Source organism: Kitasatospora sp. NPDC057936, from assembly GCF_042887525.1.
Lineage (GTDB): Bacteria > Actinomycetota > Actinomycetes > Streptomycetales > Streptomycetaceae > Kitasatospora.
On the sequence record NZ_JBHVPD010000005.1, the window covers coordinates 143400 to 161046 of the forward strand.

Genomic DNA, 17647 nt, shown 5'->3' on the forward strand with positions numbered 1-17647 from the left:
GCCGCCGGGCCGCGTGCTAGCGTCGCGGCATGAAGGAGAACGGCACGAAGGAGTCCGGGCCGACCCCTCCGAAGGGGGAGCTGGTCGACCGCTACATGCCGGAATGGCATTTCCGCGAACACCACTGGGTGGCCGTCACCGCGCCCCCGGAGGAGGTGCTGGCGGCGGCCCGCGAGATGACCTGGCGGGAGGCCCCGGTGGCCCGCTTCCTGCTCGCGTTCACCAAGAACAAGCTGCGCCCGGACGGCCGGGTCCTGGACGACTTCGCGATGGGCGGCGAGACCGTACTCGCCCTGTCCGACGACGAGTTGGTGTACGGGGGGATCGGCTCGCCGGCCGGTCCCGTCACCCCGGAGCAGCCGATGGCCGAGGTCTTCAGGGACTACGCGGAGCCGGGCTGCACCAAGGTCGTCTTCACCCTGCGCTGCGCCGGCGGGGTGCTCTCCACCGAGACCAGGATCCTGGCCACCGACGACGCGGCGAAACGCAGTTTCGGGCGGTACTGGAAGGTCATCCGCATTCCCAGCGGAATGATTCGGATCGCGCTCCTGGCGGCGGTCAAGAAACGCGTCGACGGAACGGCCTGAAGGGCCCCGGGCGGTCAGCCCGGGGCCCTTTGCTTTCGGGCCTTTCCGTTCTTCCCGGTATCAGCCCCTGGCGTCCCGGACGAGTTCCACGAACCGGCCCGCCGTCGAGTTCCGGTAGAAGTCCTGGGTGGTCACCTTGGGGAGTCCCTGGTCGCGCATTTCCCGGAGCACCCGGATCACCAGCAGGGAATTCCCGCCGAGCTCGAAGAAATTGTCCTGGAGCCCGACCTCGGCGCCGAGCGCGTGGCTCCACAGCTTGAGGACCTGGTCGGTCAGCGGGTCCGCACCGGCCGTGGCCGCGCCGGCCCCGGCCGGGGCCGCGGCGGCGCCGGGCGCGGGCAGCGCGGCGGTGTCCACCTTGCCGTTGATGGTCAGCGGGATCGCCGGCACGGCGGTGACCGAGGCGGGCACCATGTACCCGGGCAGCACTCCGCGGGCGTGCGCGAGGACGTCGGCCGGGGCGGCCGTGCCGCGCAGCGCCACGTAGGCGTCGATCCGGGCGGTGGCCGCGTCGCCGGGGGTCTCGTGGTTGAGCACGGTGGCCGCGCCGGTCACGTCGGGGTGGCCCAGCAGCACGTTGCGGATCTCGTCCAGCTCGATCCGGTGGCCGCGCACCTTGACCTGGCTGTCCAGCCGGCCCAGGTGGTCCAGGGCGCCGTCCGGGCGCAGCCGGCCGCGGTCGCCGCTGCGGTAGATCCGGCCGCCGCCGTACGGGTCCTCGACGAACCGCCGGGCGGTCAGCTCCGGCTGCCCGAGGTAGCGGTCGGCGACGCCGGCGCCGCCCACCCAGATCTCGCCGGGCACGCCGACCGGCAGCAGCCGCCCGCGCGGGTCGCGCACCGACAGCGACCAGCCGGGCAGCGCCGGGCCGACCTTGCGCCCGGTGGCGAGGACGTCGGCCGGGGTCACGGTGTGCGCGGTGACGTGCACCGTGGTCTCGGTGATGCCGAACATGTTGACCAGCCGGCAGGCGGTGGGCGAGTGCCGGGCGAACCAGGGGGCGAGCATCCGCACGTCCAGCGGCTCGCCGCCGAACACCACCAGGCGCACGGCGAGCGCGTCGGCGGGCGCCGGCCGGTCGGTCTCGACCAGCTGGGCGAAGGCCGACGGCGTCTGGCTCAGGACGGTGACCCGCTCGCGGACCAGCTGGGCGTGGAACAGCTCGGGGTCCCGGGTGGTCCAGTGGTCGACGACGACGAGCCGGCCGCCGGTGAGCAGGCAGCCCCAGATCTCCCAGACCGAGAAGTCGAAGGCGCTGGAGTGGAACAGCGTCCACACGTCGTCCGGGCCGAGCCGCAGGTCCCCGCGGGTGGCCTCGACCAGCGCGGCGACGTTGCGGTGCGGGATGACGACGCCCTTGGGGCGGCCGGTGGAGCCGGAGGTGTAGATGACGTAGGCGGGCGCGGCGCCGTCCTCGGCGCGGGGCGCGGCCGGGGCCGCGTCGCCGAGCGCGCGCAGTTCCGCCGGGGTGACGACGCGCACGCCGTCCAGGTCCGCCGGGAGGCCCCCGCCGGTGCCGATGACGACGCCCGCCCCGGCGTTGCCGACGGTGTAGCGCAGCCGGTCCTCGGGGTAGCGCAGGTCCATCGGCACGTACGCGCAGCCGGCCTTGAGCACGCCGAGCAGGCTGATCACCAGGTCCGCGTCGCGCTCCAGGGCGACGCCGACCATCGAGCCGGGGGCCACGCCGAGGGCGCGCAGCCCGGCGGCGGTGCGCTCGGCGAGGGCGTCCAGCTCGGCGTAGCGCAGGCTCGTCTCGCCGGCGGTGAGCGCGACGGCGTCCGGCCGCTCGCGGACCACGTCGGCGAAGAGCCCGTCGATCGTGCGGACGGCGGACGCGGGGCTCCCGGCCGGCGGGGTGACACCGAGGGCCAGGACGTGCTCCGCCTCGGCCGGGGTGAGCAGCTCGACGGTCTCCAGCGCCCGGCCCGGGTCCGCCGCCAACTGCCGCGCCACGTGGGCGACGTGGTCGGCGAATCGCGAGGCGACGACCGGCGCCAGCTCGCTCGGCCGGTGGCGCAGCACCCCGGCCGCCGTGCCGTCCGCACCGACGGTGAGGTGCAGCAGGCCGGGCAGTGCCGGCGCCAGCTGCGCCACCCGCCACTGGCCCGCGCGGGCCTCCTCGACCAGCACGCCGATGCCGCCGAGGTCGAGCACGCCGCCCTCGTACGCGGGTCGTCCGGCCAGGTAGGCCGACACGTCCTGCGCCTCGTCCACCGGAGCGCCCGTGCCGTACCGGGCGAGCACCAGGGCGGCGGCGCCGACGAGCAGCGTGGCGTCACCCGGCAGGCCGTCCGGCAGCGGGAGCTCCGCGACGGCCCCGGCCGCGGCTGGCTCGCCCAGGCCCCACTCCAGCGCGACAGGCGGGACGGGCGTGGCGGAGGCCCCGGGTTCGGCCTCGGCGAAGGTCAACGCGGCACCGTCGACGGCCAGTTCGTGCCGCGCGACGAGCACCAGGTCCGCCGCGTCGTCGGCGTAGCGCAGCAGCACCGCGCGCAGCGGCGGCCCGGCGGCCCGCAGCGGGCGTTCGGCCTCGCGCCGGGCCCGGGCGGCCGCCCGCGGGTGGCCGGCGGGCAGGCCCACCCGCTCCTCCCACAGCGGCAGGCCCGCCAGCTCGGCGCGGGCCCGGCCGGCGGCGGTGCGCAGCCGCCGCGCCAGCTCCCCGGCCTCGACGGCGCCCGGCAGCCGGACCACCAGGCTGTGGCAGGACGCGGCCTGACTTCTCGACATGGACGGACACTCCTGACGGTGGGGCGAACGGGCGTGCGGGACGTGGGCGGGCGGTCAGCGGGCGCTGAAGCCGCCGTCGACGGTGAGCGTGGTCCCGGTGACCTGCCGGGAGTCGTCGCCGGCCAGCCAGAGCGCGGCGCCGGCGATGTCCTGCGGCTCGATGAGGGCGTTCATCGGCTGCGCCTGGACGAAGATCTCCTCGTGCTCGTCGACGGCGACGTCCAGCGAGCGGGCGATCTCGGCGAGCATCCGGCCCTCGTGCAGCGGGTCGTCGCGCACCGAGCCGGGGCACAGGGCGTTGACCCGGACCCGGAAGGGCGCGTAGTCGAGCGCGGCGGCCTTGGTGAGGCCGATCAGGCCGTGCTTGGCGGCGACGTACCCGGCGAAGTGCCGGTAGCCGACCAGCCCGGCGGTGGAGGCCACGTTGATCACGCTGCCGGAGCGCTGCTCGACCATGGCGGGCACGACCGCCTTCATCATCCGCCAGGCGCCGGTGAGGTCGATGCCGACCATGAGGTCCCACTCGTCCTCGGCGATCTCGTGGACGGCCTTGCCCGAGGGCGCGGCGATGCCGGCGTTGTTGAGCAGCACGTCGACGGTGCCGAAGCGGTCCAGCGCCTGCTCGGCGGCGCGGGTGACGTCGGCCGGGTCGCGGACGTCGGCGGCGACGGTGTGGACGGCCGCGCCGTGCGCCCGGCAGAGCTCGGCGGTGTGCGCCAGCTGGCCCTGCGAGCCGAGCGGGTAGGGCACGCCGTCGAGGTCCCCGGCGACGTCGACCAGCACCAGGTCGGCGCCCTCGGCGGCGAACCGGACGGCGCACGAGCGGCCCAGGCCGCGGGCGGCGCCGGTCACGAGGGCCGTCCTGCCGCTCAGCCGGCCGGTGGCGGGCTCGTTCACGAGGCGGCGCCCGAGGGAGCGGCGAGCGCGGCCGCGACGGCGTCGACCACCGGCAGCGGCGACTCCGTGAGGTACATGTGGCCGCCCTCCGGCTCCACCAGCCGGAACGCGGCGGTGGTGGCCGCGCGCCACTCCCCGGCCTGCTCGCGGGTCACCAGGGTGTCCCCGGTGGCGCGCAGCGAGGTGATCGGGGTGCGCAGCGGCTCGTCCGTCGCGGGCCGGTAGTCCTCGTGCATCCCGACGTCCGCGCGCAGGATCGGCAGCAGCAGTTCGCGCATGTCCGGGTCGGCCAGCGCGTCGTGCTGGTAGCCGGCGAACTCCTGGACCCGGGCGAGGAAGGCGTCGTCGTCCAGGCCGGTGGCGCGGCAGGTGCGCGGGGTCCACGGGCCGGGCGAGCCGCTGACGAAGAGGTGGACGAGGTCGACCGCGGGCTGCTGCTCCAGTGCGCGGGCGAGCTCGAAGGCGAGCACCGCGCCGAGGCTGTGCCCGAACAGCGCGACCGGACCGTCGGCCAGCTCCGCGACCCGCGGGGCGAGCGCGGCGGCGGCGGTCGCCGCGTCGGTGAACGGCTCGTCGAGGAACAGCTCCTCGCGGCCGGGCAGTTGGAGCGGGACGATGCGCGGGGCGTGGGCGGGGAGGTTCTTCCACCCGCGGTAGAAGCCGGCGCCGCCCCCCGCGAAGGGCAGGCACACCAGGGAGTGGGTCATGAGCGGCATCGCTTTCTGGGAAGCTGCGTGGTGGCTGCACGGTGACCGGGGGCGTGGCCGCCCGGGGGCGGCCGGACGTCCACGCTGTCACCGGGCCCCGAGCGCGGGCAACGGGCGTTGCAGATTGCTGCCAACGCCCGCCGCCCGCCGGCCGGACGGGGTGGTTCAGGCGGCGTTCATGGCGTCGGCCAGGGACTTCGGCCGCATGTCGGTCCAGTGCTCGGTGATGTAGTCGAGGCAGGCCTGGCGGCCGTCCTCGCCGAACACGGAGGTCCAGCCGGCCGGGACCTCGGCGAAGGAGGGCCAGAGCGAGTGCTGGTTCTCCTCGTTGACGAGGACCAGGTAGCGGGCGTCGTCGTTCTCGAACGGGTTGCTGGCCATGGTGGGCCCTTCCTTCGGTGGTGGTGGGTCAGGAGACCTTGAGCGACTGCAGGCGCCGGAGGAAGTCCGGCAGCCGGTCCACGCCCCAGTACTTGTCGAAGCCGCAGATGAAGAACGGCACGCCGAACACGCCGTCGCGGTGCAGGGAGCCCAGCGCGGCCATCCCGAGCTCGCGGATCTCCGGGTCCTCGTGGGCCCGGGCCAGCGCCTCCGGGTCGGCGCCGATGGTCTCGGCGATCTTGCGCATGGTGTCGGGCCGCGAGATGTCCTCGCCGCGCTCCCACCGGGTGCGGTACGTCTCGGCGATGAACTCCCGCCCGACGCCCCGCCGTTCGGCGGCCAGGTAGGCGAGGTGCGAGACCTCCCAGCGCGGGGCCGGGTCGACCGGCCAGACCATTTCCAGGTCGCGGGCCCGGGCCAGGCGCCGGACGTCCTGCAGGATGTAGAGGTGCTTCTCCTTGGACATCGGGACGTACGGGAGCCGGATGTTGCTCTGCTCCAGCTCGTCCTGGGCAGACGGGTCCGGCTCCCAGAACGGCAGCCACTCGATCCGCTCGGCCTCCTGCGGGTGGTGGTCGACCAGGTCGCGGTAGGCCATCCAGGAGTAGGGGCTGCGGAAGGAGAAGTACCAGCGCGGTGCACGTCGTGCCATCGCCGCCTCCAGCCTTTCTGAACGGGTGGTTCGAACTGCCCGGCCGTCCGGGCTAGATGGTGATGCCGCCGTCGATCTGGAGGACCGCGCCGGTGATGTACGCGGCCCTGTCCGAGACCAGGTAGGCGACCAGGTCGGCGACCTCCTCCGCGGTGCCCATGCGGCGCAGCGGGATCGAGGTCAGTGCCTCCTTGCGGGCCTTGTCGTTCATCGCGGCGACCATGTCGGTCTCGATGAAGCCCGGGGCGACGGCGTTGACCCGGATGCCGGCGCGGCCGCTCTCCTTGGCCAGGGCGCGGGTGAAGCCGATGATCCCGGCCTTGGACGCCGAGTAGTTGGTCTGGGTGCCGTGGCCGTAGACCCCGGCGACCGAGGAGATGTTGACGATCGCGCCGCCGCGGCGCTTCATCATGCCGAACACCACGGCGCGGCAGACGTGGTAGACGCCGTCCAGGTTGGTGTCGATGACCTGGCGCCACTGCTCGTCCTCCATCAGGACGAGCGGGTTGTCGCGGGTGATGCCGGCCGCGGTGACGGCCGCGGCGACCGGGCCGAGCCCGTCCTCGGTGGCCTCGATCCAGGCCCGGACGGCGGCGCCGTCGGCGACGTCCACCCGGGTGCCGGTGATCCGCACGCCGTGCTCGTCGCCGGTCTTCTCCAGGCTGCGCGCCGCCTCGTCGTCCGAGCGGTAGCAGAAGGCGACGTCGAAGCCGTCCCGGGCGAGCGCCGTGACGGTGGCCCGGCCGATGCCGCGCGAGCCGCCGGTGACCAGGGCCACCCGGCTGGTGGTGTCCGACATGGTGGTGCTCTCTCCTCAGACGGTGGCCGGGCGCAGCGCCTCGGCGGGGCGGAAGGCCATCACGATCCGGCCGACGGTCATCACGGGTTCGCCGGCCGAGCGGGTCTCGCCCTCGAACAGCACGGTGTCGTCGACCCGGCGGTCCAGCCGGACGACGTGCTCCAGGACCTCGCCGGGCAGCACGGGGCGGTGGAACTCGACGCCGGTCATGCCGCCGAAGAGCATCACCTGCCCGCTCAGCACGTCCGGGTTGGGGTCGTCCCAGGTGGCCAGCACCCCGGCGGACTGGCACCAGGACTCGACCAGCAGCGAGGACGGGTAGGCGAAGTCCTCGGCGGGGGTGTCCGCGCCGAGCTTCTCGTACCAGGGCTCGTTGCAGGTGACGGCCTTGAGGGCGGTCAGCCGCTCGCCGGGGACGAGGTCGACGACCCGGTCCACCAGGAGCATCGGGAAGCGGTGCGGCAGCCGGGCGCGGATGTCGCGCTGGCCGATCACACCCGGCACGGAGAAGCCGGTCACGCCGCCACCTCCGCGAGGGCGTAGCGCAGCCGGACGCTCGCCGCCGGGCCGCGCCCGGTGGCCAGCTTGGCCCGGCACTGCCAGTCGCCGGCCGCGGTCCGCTTCCACTCCATGGCGATCTCCAGCTCGTCGCCGGGGAAGACCGGCCCGGTGAACCGGGTGGACTCCACGGCGGCCAGCGCGGCGCCCTTCGCCTCCGCGGGCAGGGTGGCGAGCGCGCCCTGGTGGGTGCACTCGACCAGGCAGACGCCGGGGAAGATCGGGAAGCCCGGGTAGTGGCCGGGCAGCACGGTCTCGGTGTCCTCCACCCGGAAGCGGGCCGCGGTGCGCAGCCCGTCGGTGGCGGGCAGCACCTCGACCGCGCCGCCGAGCGGGCCGGCGGCGGGCATCAGGCGGCCTTCGCCGCGTCGAGCCGGCCGAGCAGGACGTCGTAGGCGTTGCGCAGGGTGGTGATCTGCTTGAGGTCCGACTCGGGCAGCTTCACGCCGTACTTCTTCTCCAGCACGACGACGATCTCCAGGGCCATCAGCGAGTCGACCTCCAGGTCGTCGACGAAGCGGGCGTCGTCGGTGACCTCCTCGGCGTCGACGTCCAGTACCTGGGCGACCACGGCGCGGAGTTCTTCCTTGTCCAGCACGATTGCCGTTCCTTTCGGAGGAGTTCGGAGGAGTTCGGAGGAGTTCGGAGGAGTTCGGGGGAGTGCGGAGGAGCCGGGGCTCAGCGCAGGCCGAGCAGGGCGCAGCCGACGGTGCCGCTGCGGTCTACGGAGGTGATCACGCCGATCCGTCCGGCCGCCCCGGCCGGGTGGTCGGCCGCGTACGAGAGCAGGGCGGTGGCCTGGAAGGCGGCCGCGGCCGCCCCGGTGTCGCCGATCAGCCCGGTCAGCGTCAGGTCGGCGTACCCGTCGGTGCCGAGCACCTCGCGGACGGCCTCGGCCTCGCCGCGGCCCTCACGGCCGGGCGCGCCGGAGCGGGCCACCGCGGCGACCTGCCCCGGTTCGACGCCGGCCCGCTCCAGCGCCGCGCGCAGGGCGGCGGCCAGCACGGGGGCGGGGTCGCCGTCGAGGACGACGCGCAGTTCGACGCCGAGGAGTTCGGCCAGCACCGGCTGGTCCGGGTCCCCGGGGGCGTACGGCTCGACGAGGAGCATCGCGCAGCCCTCGCCGAGGGCGGGCGCGCCGGCCTCGGCCGCGTCGCCGCTGTGGTGCTCCAGCCAGGACCGGGCCTGGCTGAACTCCTCGGCCGCGCCGCACAGGACGGTCCGGGCGCGGCCGGTGCCGAGCAGCCGGCGCGAGTAGTTGAGCGCGTGCAGGCCGGCGGTGCGGCCGCCGGCGATGGTCGCGTTGGGGCCCTTCAGCTGGTACCAGATGGCGCTCTGGCCGGCCGCGCAGTTCATCACCGTGTTGGGGAAGCGCGCGGGGTCGACGAAGAAGGGCTGCTCGCCGGTGAGCGAGTCGCGGGTGAAGTCCATCATCGACTGGGCGCTGCCGGTGGTGGTGCCGAGGGCGAACGCGGCGCCCTCGCCGGTGCCGACGGCCCGGTTGCGCGGCCCGTCGTCGAGCAGCGCGCCGACGGCGGTGACGGCGAGGCCGGTGACCCGGTCCATCGAGCGGGTGCCCTTCTTGCCGAGCACCTCGCGGATCGCGAAGCCGGGCACGACGTGGCCGGTCCCGTCGGGGGTGGTGCCGTGTTCGGCGCCGAGCGCGGTGACGGTGCCGCGGCGCTCGCGCAGGCCCTCGGTGAAGGCGGTGCGGCCGATGCCGTAGGGCGACACGGCCGACCAGGCGGTGATCACCGGGCGTCCGGCGCCCGTGGTGAGGGTGGTCATGACCGTCACCGGTTCCTTTCGGTCAAGGGGTCAGTGGGGCGGGGCGTTCAGAGGAAGACGACCATCCGGTACTCGCCCCAGCGCGCGGCGGTCGCGCCCGCCGGGGCGAGCTCGACGCCGTCGACGAGCGGCAGCGGGGAGCGCAGCGCCGCGATGTCGGGCTCCTCGACGAGCACCCGCACGCCCGCGCCGAGCAGTGTGCGCAGGCCCTGGCGGGGGTCGGTGAGCGTGTCGACGGTGCGGTTGCCGATCCGCAGCGGGGGCGGCGGCGCGGCGTCCAGGGCGTAGCCGGCGGCCGAGCCGCGCAGCAGGACGTCCAGTCCGCCGAGCTGGCGGTGCAGTTCGGTGGCGAGGTACAGCTCGTCGAAGAACTGCTTGTCGAGCGCGCCGCGGTAGCCGCGTTCGACGATGGCCAGCACCCGGCCGTCCGTCGGGTCCGTCGGGTCGCCGGCCATCAGATCACCCCCATCAGCAGGGTCTTGTCCGCGGCGGCGACGTTGGCGGCGTAGCCGGCCGGCGGGCGGAGCACGACCTGGGGGAGGTGGTCCACGGCGCCGCGGTCGTCGCTGCAGAACCGGCAGCCGTACCAGTGGAGCCGGTCCGGGTGGGCGGTGAGCAGTTCCCCGGCGAGCGTGGCGAGGGAGGGGTACTCCCGGTTCCAGTCGGCGAGGTTGCGCGGCTTGTCCGGGCCGAGCGGCTTCTGGGTGAGCAGGGTGGCGTAGCCGCAGGTCCACACCTGCACGGTGGCACCGCGCTCCAACAGGGCCTGGGTCAGCCGCAGGGCGGTGGTGACCTGGTCCGATGCGTGGGGGGCACCCATGAGGGTGATGAGCACGTCCGTGTGCGGGATCCGTCTGGCCACCTCAGTGCCACACCACCCGGACGGCCGGATCGAGGATCCAGCCCGCCACGACGTCCATCCCGACCACCCGGAGCTCGGGGCGCAGGGCCGCGCCGTCCAGGCCGTGCTGGGCCAGCGAGAAGCTGTCCGCGGCGAGGACCCCGCCCTCCTCCTGGAAGCGGTCGAGGTCGGAGTCGCTGCCCGGGACGGCGAGCACGACGCCGTCCTGGACGAGGAAGAGGAGCGCCGACTGCCCGGTGAGCACCTGGGCGACCGCGTCGCGCCGGAAGCCGGCGTCCTGGGCGACGCGGCCCTGGCTCTCGATGAGCAGCAGGCGCGGCGTGGAGCCCTCCCACACCTCGACCCCGCTCGCGGAAATCTCGCTGAGCTCGCTCACGCCTGCTGCACTCCGTTGACGGCGTCGAGCACGCGCTGGTCGAAGCTCACCAGGCTCCAGTCGCGGCGGTTGCCGATCACCGCGTAGCCGTGCACGATGCGGCCGGTCGCGGTCTTGACCAGCTCGCCGTCGCGCAGGACGTAGAAGTCCATGCGGGAGGTGTAGGTGAAGTCCTTGAAGACCTCCTCGACGGTGTACACCGTGTAGAGGTCCTCCTCCATCAGCGCCTCGTCGAGGATGCGGATGTCGGAGCGCGGCACGACCGGGATCCACTTGCGGTCGTCCAGCAGGGTCTTGATGGAGATGCCGCGGTCCGCGACGAAGCGGTCCTTGCCCTCCTCCATCAGCCGCAGGTAGCCCGACATCTGGATGCGCTCGGTGAAGTGGCAGTACGGGTACGGGATGTTCCACTTCCACGCGTACGCGTTCTGCCCGGCCGTCAGCGAGGCGAGGACCTCCTCCTCGGCGGGGGCGGTGGTGCCGGCCGCGCGCTCCAGGTCGTCGCCGAGCTTGGCGACGGCGAAGCGGGCGAGCAGCGCGGGCACCTCGCCGGCCGCCTCCAGGTAGGTGTCGATCCGCAGCGAGACGCGGACCTTGGAGGTGACGGCCTTGAGGACCTCGCCGTCGCGCTCGACCCGGATGACGACCTTGAGGCCGATCGTGCCGTCCTCGTCCTTGGTCCACGGCACGACCTCGGCCTCGGCCACGTCGTCCATGTGGAAGGCGTGCAGGATGCGGGTGTCGATCGAGACCAGGTCGAGGCCGAGGCCGTGCTCCTCGTAGAGCGCGCGGGCCGGGAGCCCGGCCTGCCGGAAGTGGTCGAGGACGGCCTCCTCGACGAGGTAGTTGACGTGCTTGAAGCCGATCCAGGTGCAGATGTTGGAGCCCTCGTAGCGGGGGCGGACCTGGGTGGCGGTGGAGGTGGTCAGCAGCGCCTTGACGGCGGTGTCCGTGACGAGGGTCATCGCTGGAGCTCCAGGGCGGTTGGTCGGGCGTGGCCGTCGGACGGCGACAGGCCCGGGACGGTGTGGACGAACTCGGCGACGGCGGCGGCGAACCGCCCGGGCGCGTCGAGCATCGGGAAGTGCCCGCAGCCGGGCAGGACGAGGGAGCGGGCGTCGGGCAGGGCCCCGGCGAGCGCCACGCCCTCCCCGGGCGGGGCGGCGAAGTCGCTCTCGCCGGCCAGCACCAGGGTGGGCAGGGCGAGCCGGCCGGCCGCCAGCGCGGGCGTGCGCAGGTACAGGTCGAAGAAGCGGAACCAGCCGTACGGGCCGACGCGTTCGCGCACCCGCTCGCCCATGGCCCGCCGCAGGTCGGCCGGGACCCGGCCGCCGGAGTGGGCCCGGATTCCCTCTTCCATGATCAGGTGGAAGTCGTTCAGGTAGTAGCTGATGGTCTCCCAGTCGAACTGCTCGGCGCGCGAGCGGTAGAACGGCGAGACCAGGACGAGCGCGCGGAGGCCGTACTTGCGCGGTGCGTCCACGCCGGCCCGCAGTTCGCGGTCCAGCAGGTCGAGCAGCACGTTGGCCGCCATCGAGTGCGCGACGACGACCTCGGCGCCGCCGGGCACCGACTCCAGCGCCTGGGCGAGCCGGCCGGCCAGGTCGGTCTCGGTGCCGAGGCCGGTGATGGTCTCGGTGCGCCAGGGCAGCCGGGCGGTCCACATCTGCAGGCCGTCCGGCAGTTCGGGGAGCGCGGGCTCCCACACGCTGTCGTTGGCGGCCAGGCCGTGCAGCAGCAGCACGCGGGGGCCGGTGCCGTCGGTGCGCCGCTCGACGGAGACCGGGCGCAGGTCGGGCCCGCCCGCCACGGCGTCGCCGCTCATGCCGCTTCGGGGGCGAGCACCAGCAGGTCGGCGCGGGCGTCGTCGCCGGCGCCGCCGGTGACGGCCTGGACCGGGCCCGGCTCGCCGGCGTCGAAGAGCCCGACCGCGGCCGCCACCTGGAGCAGCCCGGCGGCGCCGGAGGCCTTGCCGAGGTGCGCGGGCAGCTCCCAGCGCAGGCCCCGCTCGTCGGGTGCGGCGGCGCCGCGGCGGTAGCCGCCGAGCACGGCGCGGACGGTCGCCGAGCGGGCGGCGGCGGCCGCGCGGGACTCGACCACCAGGGCCGCCCCGCCGTCGACGGCGCGCTCGCCGCCGAGCAGCCGGCGCACCACCTCGTTGTCCGGCTCGACGCCGAGCACGAGGACGCGCTCGGCCCGGCCGGCGTTGATCAGGGTGGTGGCCCAGTGCAGCGCGTCCAGGCCGGAGGTCTCGCCGTTGCAGACCATCAGGTTGGGGCCGCGCAGCCCGTAGCGGATCGCCGCCGAGGAGGCGATGACGTTGCTGGAGGCGTTCGGCAGGTCCATCGGCGAGGTGGCCGTGACGGTGCCCTCGCGCAGGGTGTCCAGGGCGCGGGTGACGGTGTCCAGGTTGCCGAAGTTGGAGCTGGCGACCACGCCGACGCTGACGGCCGGCACGGTGATGCCCGCCTTCTCGTCCGCGCCGAGCAGTCCGGCGTCGCGCAGCGCGGCGGCGGTGAGCGCGTAACCGAGCTGGGTGGCCCGGTCCTTGTAGCGCAGGCCCTTCTTGCCGACGTGCGCGGCCGGCTCCACCGGGGCCCCGCCGGGGGCGGGCCCGTCGGCGAGGGCGCGGACCGTCTCGGTGCCGGGCAGCAGGACGGCGGCGCCGGTGACCACTACGTTCATCGGGTCCCCTCCACGATGGCCACGGCGTTGATGCCGCCGAAGCCGAAGGCGTTCAGCTGCGCGAGCCGCAGCGTCCGGTCGGTGGCGGCCTCGCCGGTGACGAAGCTGAACTTCGCGGCCTCGTCCACCGGGTCCTCCAGGCCGACGGTCGGCGGCACCCGGCCCTCGTTCAGGGCCCGGACGCCGACGATCAGGTTGATCAGGCCGGAGGCGCCCGAGGTGTGGCCGGTCATCGACTTCACCGCGGTCATCAGCGGGCCGGAGGCGTCGTCGCCGAGCACGGCGGCCAGGGCGGTGGCCTCGGCCTCGTCGTTGAGCAGGGTGCCGGTGCCGTGCACCATCACCAGGTCGAGGTCGGCGGGCTTGACGCCGGCCAGCCGGTGGGCGGCGTGCATGGCCTCGGCGATGCCCTCCGGGGAGGGCGCGGTGACGTGGAAGGCGTCGCAGTTGACGGCCACGCCGCGCAGCCGGGCGTGCACCTGCGGGGCGCCCTCCTCGGTGCGGCGCAGCACGATCGCGGCGGCGCCGTCGCCCATCAGCACGCCGGTGCGGTTGCGGTCGAAGGGCCGCACCCGGTCCGGGGGCGTCGCGTGGACGCGCTCCAGCAGGCCGTACATGGACTCGGTGAGGACGTCGACCCCCGCCACGATGACGGTGTCGGGCGCGTCCGGGCCCTCCTGGTCGAGCAGGTCGCCGGCCAGCGCGAGCGCGTACAGCGAGGCCGAGCAGGCGTTGGAGAAGGTGTGGGTGACGTCGGCGTTGAAGCGTTCCTTCAGCCCGGTGCCGAAGTGCAGCCCGGAGTCGGCGAACGGCGAGCCGTCGGCCCACCACAGCTCCAGCGAGCGCAGTTCGCGCAGGCCGGTGCCGACCAGGATCGGGATGCCGGACAGGTCCTCGCCGAGGCCCGCGTCGGCGGCGGCCTGGGCGATCGCCTCGTGCAGCAGCCGGCCGGCCCGGCCCGGGACGTCCTCGCCCGGGGCGGGGCGGTCGTCGACCTCGTACGCGTGCTGGGCGCGGAACCTGGTGCGGTCGAAGCCGCGCAGTTCGGCGCGGCCGGAGACGCCCGCGCACAGGTTCTCGAAGAGCTCGCCGACACCGGTGCCGGTGGCGGCGACCGCGCCCATCCCGATGATGGGGCGGATCGTCATGACGCCTCCTTGGTCGCGTCGTACCGCCCGAGCAGGACCGCCGCGTTGTTGCCCCCGAACGCGAGACCGTTGTTCTGGACGATCCGCAGGTCGGCCTCGACCGCCTGGTTGGGCACGCAGTCGACGTCGCAGTCGGGGTCGGTGGTGACGTGGTTGATGGTGGGCGGGATGAACCGGTTGCGGATCGCGAGCGCGCAGCCGATCGCGCCGAGCGCGCTGGCGGCGCCCATGCTGTGGCCGAGCATCGACTTCATCGAGACGGTGCGCGGCGGGGTGTCGCCGAACACCTGCCGGATGGCGCCGGCCTCGGTGATGTCGTTGGCCTTGGTGCCGGTGCCGTGCGCGGAGATGAGGTCCACCTCCTGCGGCTTGACGCCGGCGTTGTCCAGGGCGAGCCGCATCAGCTCGGCGACGCTGTCCCGGTCCGGGGCCACCTGGTGGTGGGCGTCGCAGTTCAGCCCGTAGCCGAGCACCTCGGCGTAGATGGTGGCGCCGCGCTCCAGCGCCGAGTCCAGCCGCTCCAGGACGAGCACGCCGGCGCCCTCGCCGGTGAGGATGCCCTTGCGGTCGACGTCGAAGGGCTGGCAGCGGTCGGGGGCGATGGTGCCGAGCCGGTAGAAGCCGGTGAAGGTCTTGCGGCACATCGCGTCCGCGCCGCCGCAGAAGGCGAACTCCGCCTCGCCGGAGCTGACGGCGTCGAAGCCGTAGCCGATGGCGTAGTTGCCCGCGGAGCACGCGGTCGGGATGGTCAGCGCTTCGACGTCGGTCAGGCCCAGTTCCTGGGCGATGGCCGCCGACAGCCGCCCGGCCGGCACTCGCCGGGCGGCCGTCGGGTCGAAGGTGCCGGTGCCGTCGGCGAGTTCGCGCTCGACCAGCTGGTCGAGGTCGTAGCTCTCGCCGTCGGTGGTGCCGATGGAGATCAGTCCGCGCCGGCCGCGCAGCAGTGCCAGGTCGAGGCCGGAGTCCTCCAGGGCCATCCGGGCCGCCGCGGTCGAGAACTGCGCGGCCCGGCCGAGCTGTTCGACCTCCAGCGTGCGGATCCAGTCCCGCGGGTCGAAGTCGGTGATCTCGCACCCGTTGGCGTGGGCGAAGCCCTCGGTGTCGAACACCGAGATGGGCCGGGCCCCGCTGCGGCCCTCGCGGAGCCCCGTGAGGAACTCCCGGACGCCGAGGCCGATGCTGGACACCACCCCGAGCCCGGTGAGCACCACCCGGTGCCGCTGCGGCCCGGTGTGCCCGGTGCCGTTTCCTGCCGCCGTCATGGCGACCCTCCCCATCCGTCGCAGCGTTGTCGGGACTACCAGCCGGCCGGCTCCGAGACGACCTCGTAGACGCCCGTGAGGTTGACCATGCGGGGCAGCTCGCTCTGGTTGATCACGACGCCGAACTCCTTCTCCAGGGCGGCGAGGATCTCGATCGCGCGGAGCGAGTCGGCGTCGTGGTCCTCCTTGAAGAGGCTGGTCTCGGTGACCTCGTCCTCCTCGATCTCCAGAATGTCGCAGACGATTTCCTTGATGGTTTCGAGGCGCTCGTCGCGGGTGGCGGTGGTCATGGTCTTCTCCTTTGTCCGGCCCGGTTCCCGGGCCGCGCGGAATGCATTGCCGGATGTGGTGCGGGATGCGGCGCGGGGTGCCGCGCCGGATCGAATAACCGTGCGGATGGAATTCTGCGAGCCCGGTTTCCGGGCCCACAACGGCGGCTGCAACAACCTGCCACCGGCGTCCGGGAATTCAGCGGCGGACGGTCGCGGAAAGCCGTGCGCGGAGGTCCGCGACGAGCGCCTCGCGCTGCTCGACCAGGTAGAAGTGGCCGCCCGGCAGGACGGTCAGGTCGAAGCCGGCCGGGGCGATCCCGGCCCAGGCCGCGACCTCGTCGGGGGCGACGTCGGGGTCGCCGTCGCCGACGTAGCCGGCCACCGGGCAGGGCAGCGGCACGCCGGGCCGCGGCGCGTACCCGGCGACGGCCCGGAAGTCGGCGCGGATGGCGGGCAGGACGAGCTCGCGCAGGTCCTCGTCGGCCAGCAGCGCGGCGTCCGTGCCGCCCATCCGGCCGACCTCGGCGAGCAGGTCGTCGTCGCTGCCGAAGGCGGCGGTGCGCGGCGTCAGCAGGTGCGGGGCCTTGCGGCAGGAGACGGCCAGCAGCGCCGGGGCGATGCCGTGCCGCTGCGCGAGGCGCAGCGCGATCTCGTAGCCGACGGTGGCGCCCATGCTGTGGCCGAACAGGGCGAGCGGGGTGTCGAGGCAGGGGGCGAGCTCGGCGGTGATCGCGTCGGCGAGGTCCTCCAGGCGGGTCCACGGGTCCTCGGCGATCCGCTCCTGGCGGCCGGGGTAGCGCACGGCGAGGACTTCGACGTCCTCGCCGAAGGCGCGCCCCCAGCCGTGGAAGAAGCCGGCCGAGCCGCCGGCGTGCGGCAGGCAGAGCAGCCGCAGCCGCGGGGGTGCCGCGGTGGGGTACCGGCGCAGCCAGATGCTCTCGGTGGCCTGTGTCATCGGGGTGGTTCTCCTTGTCCGGTTCGGTGCTGGGGCCGGTCCTCGGACCCCTCCCGGCCCCGGTCAGCCCAGCGCGGCCGGGCTGTTCAGCGACACCACCCCGGTCTCCGGCGCGATCCGGCGGATCAGGCCGGCCAGGGTCTTGCCGGGGCCGATCTCGACCAGCCGGCGGCAGCCGAGCTCGCCGGTGAGGGTGCGCACGGAGGGCTCCCAGAGCACCGGCGAGGTGAGCTGGCGGGTGGCCAGGGCGGGCCAGTCGCAGTCGCCGGCGTACGCGCGGGCGTCCGCGTTGGCGACGACCGGCAGGTGGGCCGGGGCGAAGGCGGTGTTCTTCAGTGCGGTCCGCAGCCGTTCGGCGGCGGGCGCCATGTACGGGCTGTGGAAGGCGCCGCCGACGGACAGCCGGATCATCTTGGCGCCGATCGAGGGCGCCTCGGCGCCGATCAGCTCGATGCCCTCGGCGGAGCCGGAGACCACGGTCTGGCCGGGCGCGTTGACGTTGGCGACCCACACCTCGGCGCCCCGCGCCCGGATCCGGTCGGTGAGTTCGGCGACCTGCTCCAGCGGGGCGGCGACCAGGACGCCCATGGTGCCGGGGCGCTCGTCGGCGGCGTCCCGCATGGCCCGGCCGCGGGCCGCCACCAGCGCGGCGGCGTCGGGCAGGGTGAGCGCCCCGGCGGCGGTGAGCGCGGCGTACTCGCCCAGGCTGTGGCCGGCCACGGCGGCCACCGGCCCGTCGAGCGCGCCGCGGCGCACCGCCTCGGCGTACGCGACCATGGCCACCGTGAACACGGTGAGCTGCGCCAGGTCGGTGCGCCGCAGGTGTTCGTCCGGAGTGTCCAGGAGCAGTTCCGCGAGATCCTCCCCGGTGACCCCGGAGATTGCCGTGACGATTTCCCAGGACGGGGTTTCCCGCCAGGGCTCGCCCATTCCCGCTTTCTGCGTCCCCTGGCCGGGGAACACCAGACCGATCGGGTTCTGGTCCATT

Annotated in this window: 22 protein-coding genes; 1 reads left to right on the plus strand and 21 read right to left on the minus strand. The window is 74.3% G+C overall.

What is annotated here, in order from left to right; translation table 11 throughout:
- The first annotated feature begins 29 nt into the window (after nucleotides 1-29).
- Complete coding sequence (locus ACFVU9_RS04645; RefSeq protein ID WP_380436787.1) at nucleotides 30-587, plus strand: hypothetical protein; 558 nt, start codon at nucleotides 30-32, stop codon at nucleotides 585-587.
- Nucleotides 588-647: 60 nt separating this feature from the next.
- On the opposite strand, the gene ACFVU9_RS04650 is transcribed toward ACFVU9_RS04645, so the two are convergent.
- From ACFVU9_RS04650 to ACFVU9_RS04750, 21 genes are all read right to left on the minus strand, one after another.
- Nucleotides 648-3317, minus strand: coding sequence for an amino acid adenylation domain-containing protein (locus tag ACFVU9_RS04650; protein ID WP_387589882.1), 2670 nt, complete (start codon nucleotides 3315-3317; stop codon nucleotides 648-650).
- A gap of 54 nt (nucleotides 3318-3371) precedes the next feature.
- Complete coding sequence (locus tag ACFVU9_RS04655; RefSeq protein WP_380436791.1) at nucleotides 3372-4214, minus strand: mycofactocin-coupled SDR family oxidoreductase; 843 nt, start codon at nucleotides 4212-4214, stop codon at nucleotides 3372-3374.
- On the minus strand, nucleotides 4211-4930 hold the full coding sequence (locus ACFVU9_RS04660) for a thioesterase II family protein (RefSeq protein ID WP_387589885.1): 720 nt from the start codon (nucleotides 4928-4930) through the stop codon (nucleotides 4211-4213). Before ACFVU9_RS04660 ends, ACFVU9_RS04655 begins: the two co-directional genes overlap by 4 nt.
- 156 nt (nucleotides 4931-5086) lie before the next feature.
- Nucleotides 5087-5302 (minus strand): MbtH family protein, encoded by a 216-nt coding sequence (locus ACFVU9_RS04665; protein ID WP_387589888.1) that lies wholly within the window; start codon nucleotides 5300-5302, stop codon nucleotides 5087-5089.
- Nucleotides 5303-5330: 28 nt separating this feature from the next.
- Nucleotides 5331-5954 (minus strand): 2-hydroxychromene-2-carboxylate isomerase, encoded by a 624-nt coding sequence (locus ACFVU9_RS04670; protein ID WP_387589891.1) that lies wholly within the window; start codon nucleotides 5952-5954, stop codon nucleotides 5331-5333.
- Between the two features lie 52 nt (nucleotides 5955-6006).
- On the minus strand, nucleotides 6007-6753 hold the full coding sequence (gene fabG / locus ACFVU9_RS04675) for a 3-oxoacyl-[acyl-carrier-protein] reductase (protein WP_380436799.1): 747 nt from the start codon (nucleotides 6751-6753) through the stop codon (nucleotides 6007-6009).
- Nucleotides 6754-6768: 15 nt separating this feature from the next.
- Nucleotides 6769-7200: a 3-hydroxyacyl-ACP dehydratase FabZ family protein gene (locus ACFVU9_RS04680; RefSeq protein WP_380494066.1), complete on the minus strand. Its 432-nt coding sequence runs from the start codon at nucleotides 7198-7200 to the stop codon at nucleotides 6769-6771.
- 68 nt (nucleotides 7201-7268) lie between these two features.
- Complete coding sequence (locus ACFVU9_RS04685) at nucleotides 7269-7661, minus strand: 3-hydroxyacyl-ACP dehydratase FabZ family protein (RefSeq protein ID WP_380436801.1); 393 nt, start codon at nucleotides 7659-7661, stop codon at nucleotides 7269-7271.
- A complete protein-coding gene (locus ACFVU9_RS04690; protein WP_359971072.1) occupies nucleotides 7661-7909 on the minus strand; it encodes an acyl carrier protein in 249 nt (82 codons plus the stop codon). The genes ACFVU9_RS04685 and ACFVU9_RS04690 overlap by 1 nt, the downstream gene beginning before the upstream one ends.
- An 80-nt stretch (nucleotides 7910-7989) precedes the next feature.
- Nucleotides 7990-9099 carry a beta-ketoacyl synthase N-terminal-like domain-containing protein gene (locus ACFVU9_RS04695; RefSeq protein WP_380436804.1) on the minus strand — a complete coding sequence of 370 codons (1110 nt, stop codon included), beginning with the start codon at nucleotides 9097-9099 and terminating at the stop codon, nucleotides 7990-7992.
- A 47-nt stretch (nucleotides 9100-9146) separates the two neighbouring features.
- Nucleotides 9147-9554: a hypothetical protein gene (locus ACFVU9_RS04700; RefSeq protein ID WP_380436806.1), complete on the minus strand. Its 408-nt coding sequence runs from the start codon at nucleotides 9552-9554 to the stop codon at nucleotides 9147-9149.
- Complete coding sequence (locus ACFVU9_RS04705) at nucleotides 9554-9961, minus strand: hypothetical protein (RefSeq protein ID WP_380436808.1); 408 nt, start codon at nucleotides 9959-9961, stop codon at nucleotides 9554-9556. The genes ACFVU9_RS04700 and ACFVU9_RS04705 overlap by 1 nt, the downstream gene beginning before the upstream one ends.
- Nucleotide 9962: 1 nt before the next feature.
- Nucleotides 9963-10337, minus strand: coding sequence for a hypothetical protein (locus ACFVU9_RS04710; protein ID WP_387589897.1), 375 nt, complete (start codon nucleotides 10335-10337; stop codon nucleotides 9963-9965).
- Nucleotides 10334-11302, minus strand: a complete 969-nt coding sequence (locus ACFVU9_RS04715) for a hypothetical protein (RefSeq protein ID WP_380505605.1) — start codon at nucleotides 11300-11302, stop codon at nucleotides 10334-10336. The genes ACFVU9_RS04710 and ACFVU9_RS04715 overlap by 4 nt, the downstream gene beginning before the upstream one ends.
- The gene (locus tag ACFVU9_RS04720; RefSeq protein ID WP_380505602.1) at nucleotides 11299-12162 is read right to left on the minus strand and encodes an alpha/beta fold hydrolase; all 864 of its coding nucleotides are present in this window, start codon (nucleotides 12160-12162) and stop codon (nucleotides 11299-11301) included. Before ACFVU9_RS04720 ends, ACFVU9_RS04715 begins: the two co-directional genes overlap by 4 nt.
- Nucleotides 12159-13022 (minus strand): beta-ketoacyl synthase N-terminal-like domain-containing protein, encoded by an 864-nt coding sequence (locus ACFVU9_RS04725; protein ID WP_387589901.1) that lies wholly within the window; start codon nucleotides 13020-13022, stop codon nucleotides 12159-12161. The genes ACFVU9_RS04720 and ACFVU9_RS04725 overlap by 4 nt, the downstream gene beginning before the upstream one ends.
- Complete coding sequence (locus tag ACFVU9_RS04730) at nucleotides 13019-14170, minus strand: beta-ketoacyl-[acyl-carrier-protein] synthase family protein (RefSeq protein ID WP_387589904.1); 1152 nt, start codon at nucleotides 14168-14170, stop codon at nucleotides 13019-13021. Before ACFVU9_RS04730 ends, ACFVU9_RS04725 begins: the two co-directional genes overlap by 4 nt.
- Nucleotides 14167-15432, minus strand: a complete 1266-nt coding sequence (locus ACFVU9_RS04735; RefSeq protein WP_387589907.1) for a beta-ketoacyl-[acyl-carrier-protein] synthase family protein — start codon at nucleotides 15430-15432, stop codon at nucleotides 14167-14169. Before ACFVU9_RS04735 ends, ACFVU9_RS04730 begins: the two co-directional genes overlap by 4 nt.
- A gap of 35 nt (nucleotides 15433-15467) precedes the next feature.
- The gene (locus ACFVU9_RS04740) at nucleotides 15468-15722 is read right to left on the minus strand and encodes an acyl carrier protein (RefSeq protein WP_380436822.1); all 255 of its coding nucleotides are present in this window, start codon (nucleotides 15720-15722) and stop codon (nucleotides 15468-15470) included.
- A gap of 178 nt (nucleotides 15723-15900) precedes the next feature.
- Nucleotides 15901-16659: a thioesterase II family protein gene (locus ACFVU9_RS04745; protein ID WP_387589911.1), complete on the minus strand. Its 759-nt coding sequence runs from the start codon at nucleotides 16657-16659 to the stop codon at nucleotides 15901-15903.
- Nucleotides 16660-16722: 63 nt separating this feature from the next.
- A complete protein-coding gene (locus ACFVU9_RS04750) occupies nucleotides 16723-17646 on the minus strand; it encodes an ACP S-malonyltransferase (protein ID WP_380436826.1) in 924 nt (307 codons plus the stop codon).
- Nucleotide 17647: the final 1 nt, after the last annotated feature.

What these genes read in the sequence shown, in the direction of transcription:
- ACFVU9_RS04645 (WP_380436787.1), top strand. Translation starts at nt 30, where the DNA reads ATGAAGGAGAACGGCACGAAGGAGTCCGGGCCGACCCCTCCGAAGGGG.
- ACFVU9_RS04650 (WP_387589882.1), bottom strand. Translation starts at nt 3,317, where the DNA reads ATGTCGAGAAGTCAGGCCGCGTCCTGCCACAGCCTGGTGGTCCGGCTG.
- ACFVU9_RS04660 (WP_387589885.1), bottom strand. Translation starts at nt 4,930, where the DNA reads ATGCCGCTCATGACCCACTCCCTGGTGTGCCTGCCCTTCGCGGGGGGC.
- ACFVU9_RS04665 (WP_387589888.1), bottom strand. Translation starts at nt 5,302, where the DNA reads ATGGCCAGCAACCCGTTCGAGAACGACGACGCCCGCTACCTGGTCCTC.
- ACFVU9_RS04670 (WP_387589891.1), bottom strand. Translation starts at nt 5,954, where the DNA reads ATGGCACGACGTGCACCGCGCTGGTACTTCTCCTTCCGCAGCCCCTAC.
- fabG (WP_380436799.1), bottom strand. Translation starts at nt 6,753, where the DNA reads ATGTCGGACACCACCAGCCGGGTGGCCCTGGTCACCGGCGGCTCGCGC.
- ACFVU9_RS04680 (WP_380494066.1), bottom strand. Translation starts at nt 7,200, where the DNA reads ATGCTCCTGGTGGACCGGGTCGTCGACCTCGTCCCCGGCGAGCGGCTG.
- ACFVU9_RS04685 (WP_380436801.1), bottom strand. Translation starts at nt 7,661, where the DNA reads ATGCCCGCCGCCGGCCCGCTCGGCGGCGCGGTCGAGGTGCTGCCCGCC.
- ACFVU9_RS04695 (WP_380436804.1), bottom strand. Translation starts at nt 9,099, where the DNA reads ATGACCACCCTCACCACGGGCGCCGGACGCCCGGTGATCACCGCCTGG.
- ACFVU9_RS04700 (WP_380436806.1), bottom strand. Translation starts at nt 9,554, where the DNA reads ATGGCCGGCGACCCGACGGACCCGACGGACGGCCGGGTGCTGGCCATC.
- ACFVU9_RS04715 (WP_380505605.1), bottom strand. Translation starts at nt 11,302, where the DNA reads ATGACCCTCGTCACGGACACCGCCGTCAAGGCGCTGCTGACCACCTCC.
- ACFVU9_RS04720 (WP_380505602.1), bottom strand. Translation starts at nt 12,162, where the DNA reads ATGAGCGGCGACGCCGTGGCGGGCGGGCCCGACCTGCGCCCGGTCTCC.
- ACFVU9_RS04725 (WP_387589901.1), bottom strand. Translation starts at nt 13,022, where the DNA reads ATGAACGTAGTGGTCACCGGCGCCGCCGTCCTGCTGCCCGGCACCGAG.
- ACFVU9_RS04730 (WP_387589904.1), bottom strand. Translation starts at nt 14,170, where the DNA reads ATGACGATCCGCCCCATCATCGGGATGGGCGCGGTCGCCGCCACCGGC.
- ACFVU9_RS04735 (WP_387589907.1), bottom strand. Translation starts at nt 15,432, where the DNA reads ATGACGGCGGCAGGAAACGGCACCGGGCACACCGGGCCGCAGCGGCAC.
- ACFVU9_RS04740 (WP_380436822.1), bottom strand. Translation starts at nt 15,722, where the DNA reads ATGACCACCGCCACCCGCGACGAGCGCCTCGAAACCATCAAGGAAATC.
- ACFVU9_RS04745 (WP_387589911.1), bottom strand. Translation starts at nt 16,659, where the DNA reads ATGACACAGGCCACCGAGAGCATCTGGCTGCGCCGGTACCCCACCGCG.
- ACFVU9_RS04750 (WP_380436826.1), bottom strand. Translation starts at nt 17,646, where the DNA reads ATGGACCAGAACCCGATCGGTCTGGTGTTCCCCGGCCAGGGGACGCAG.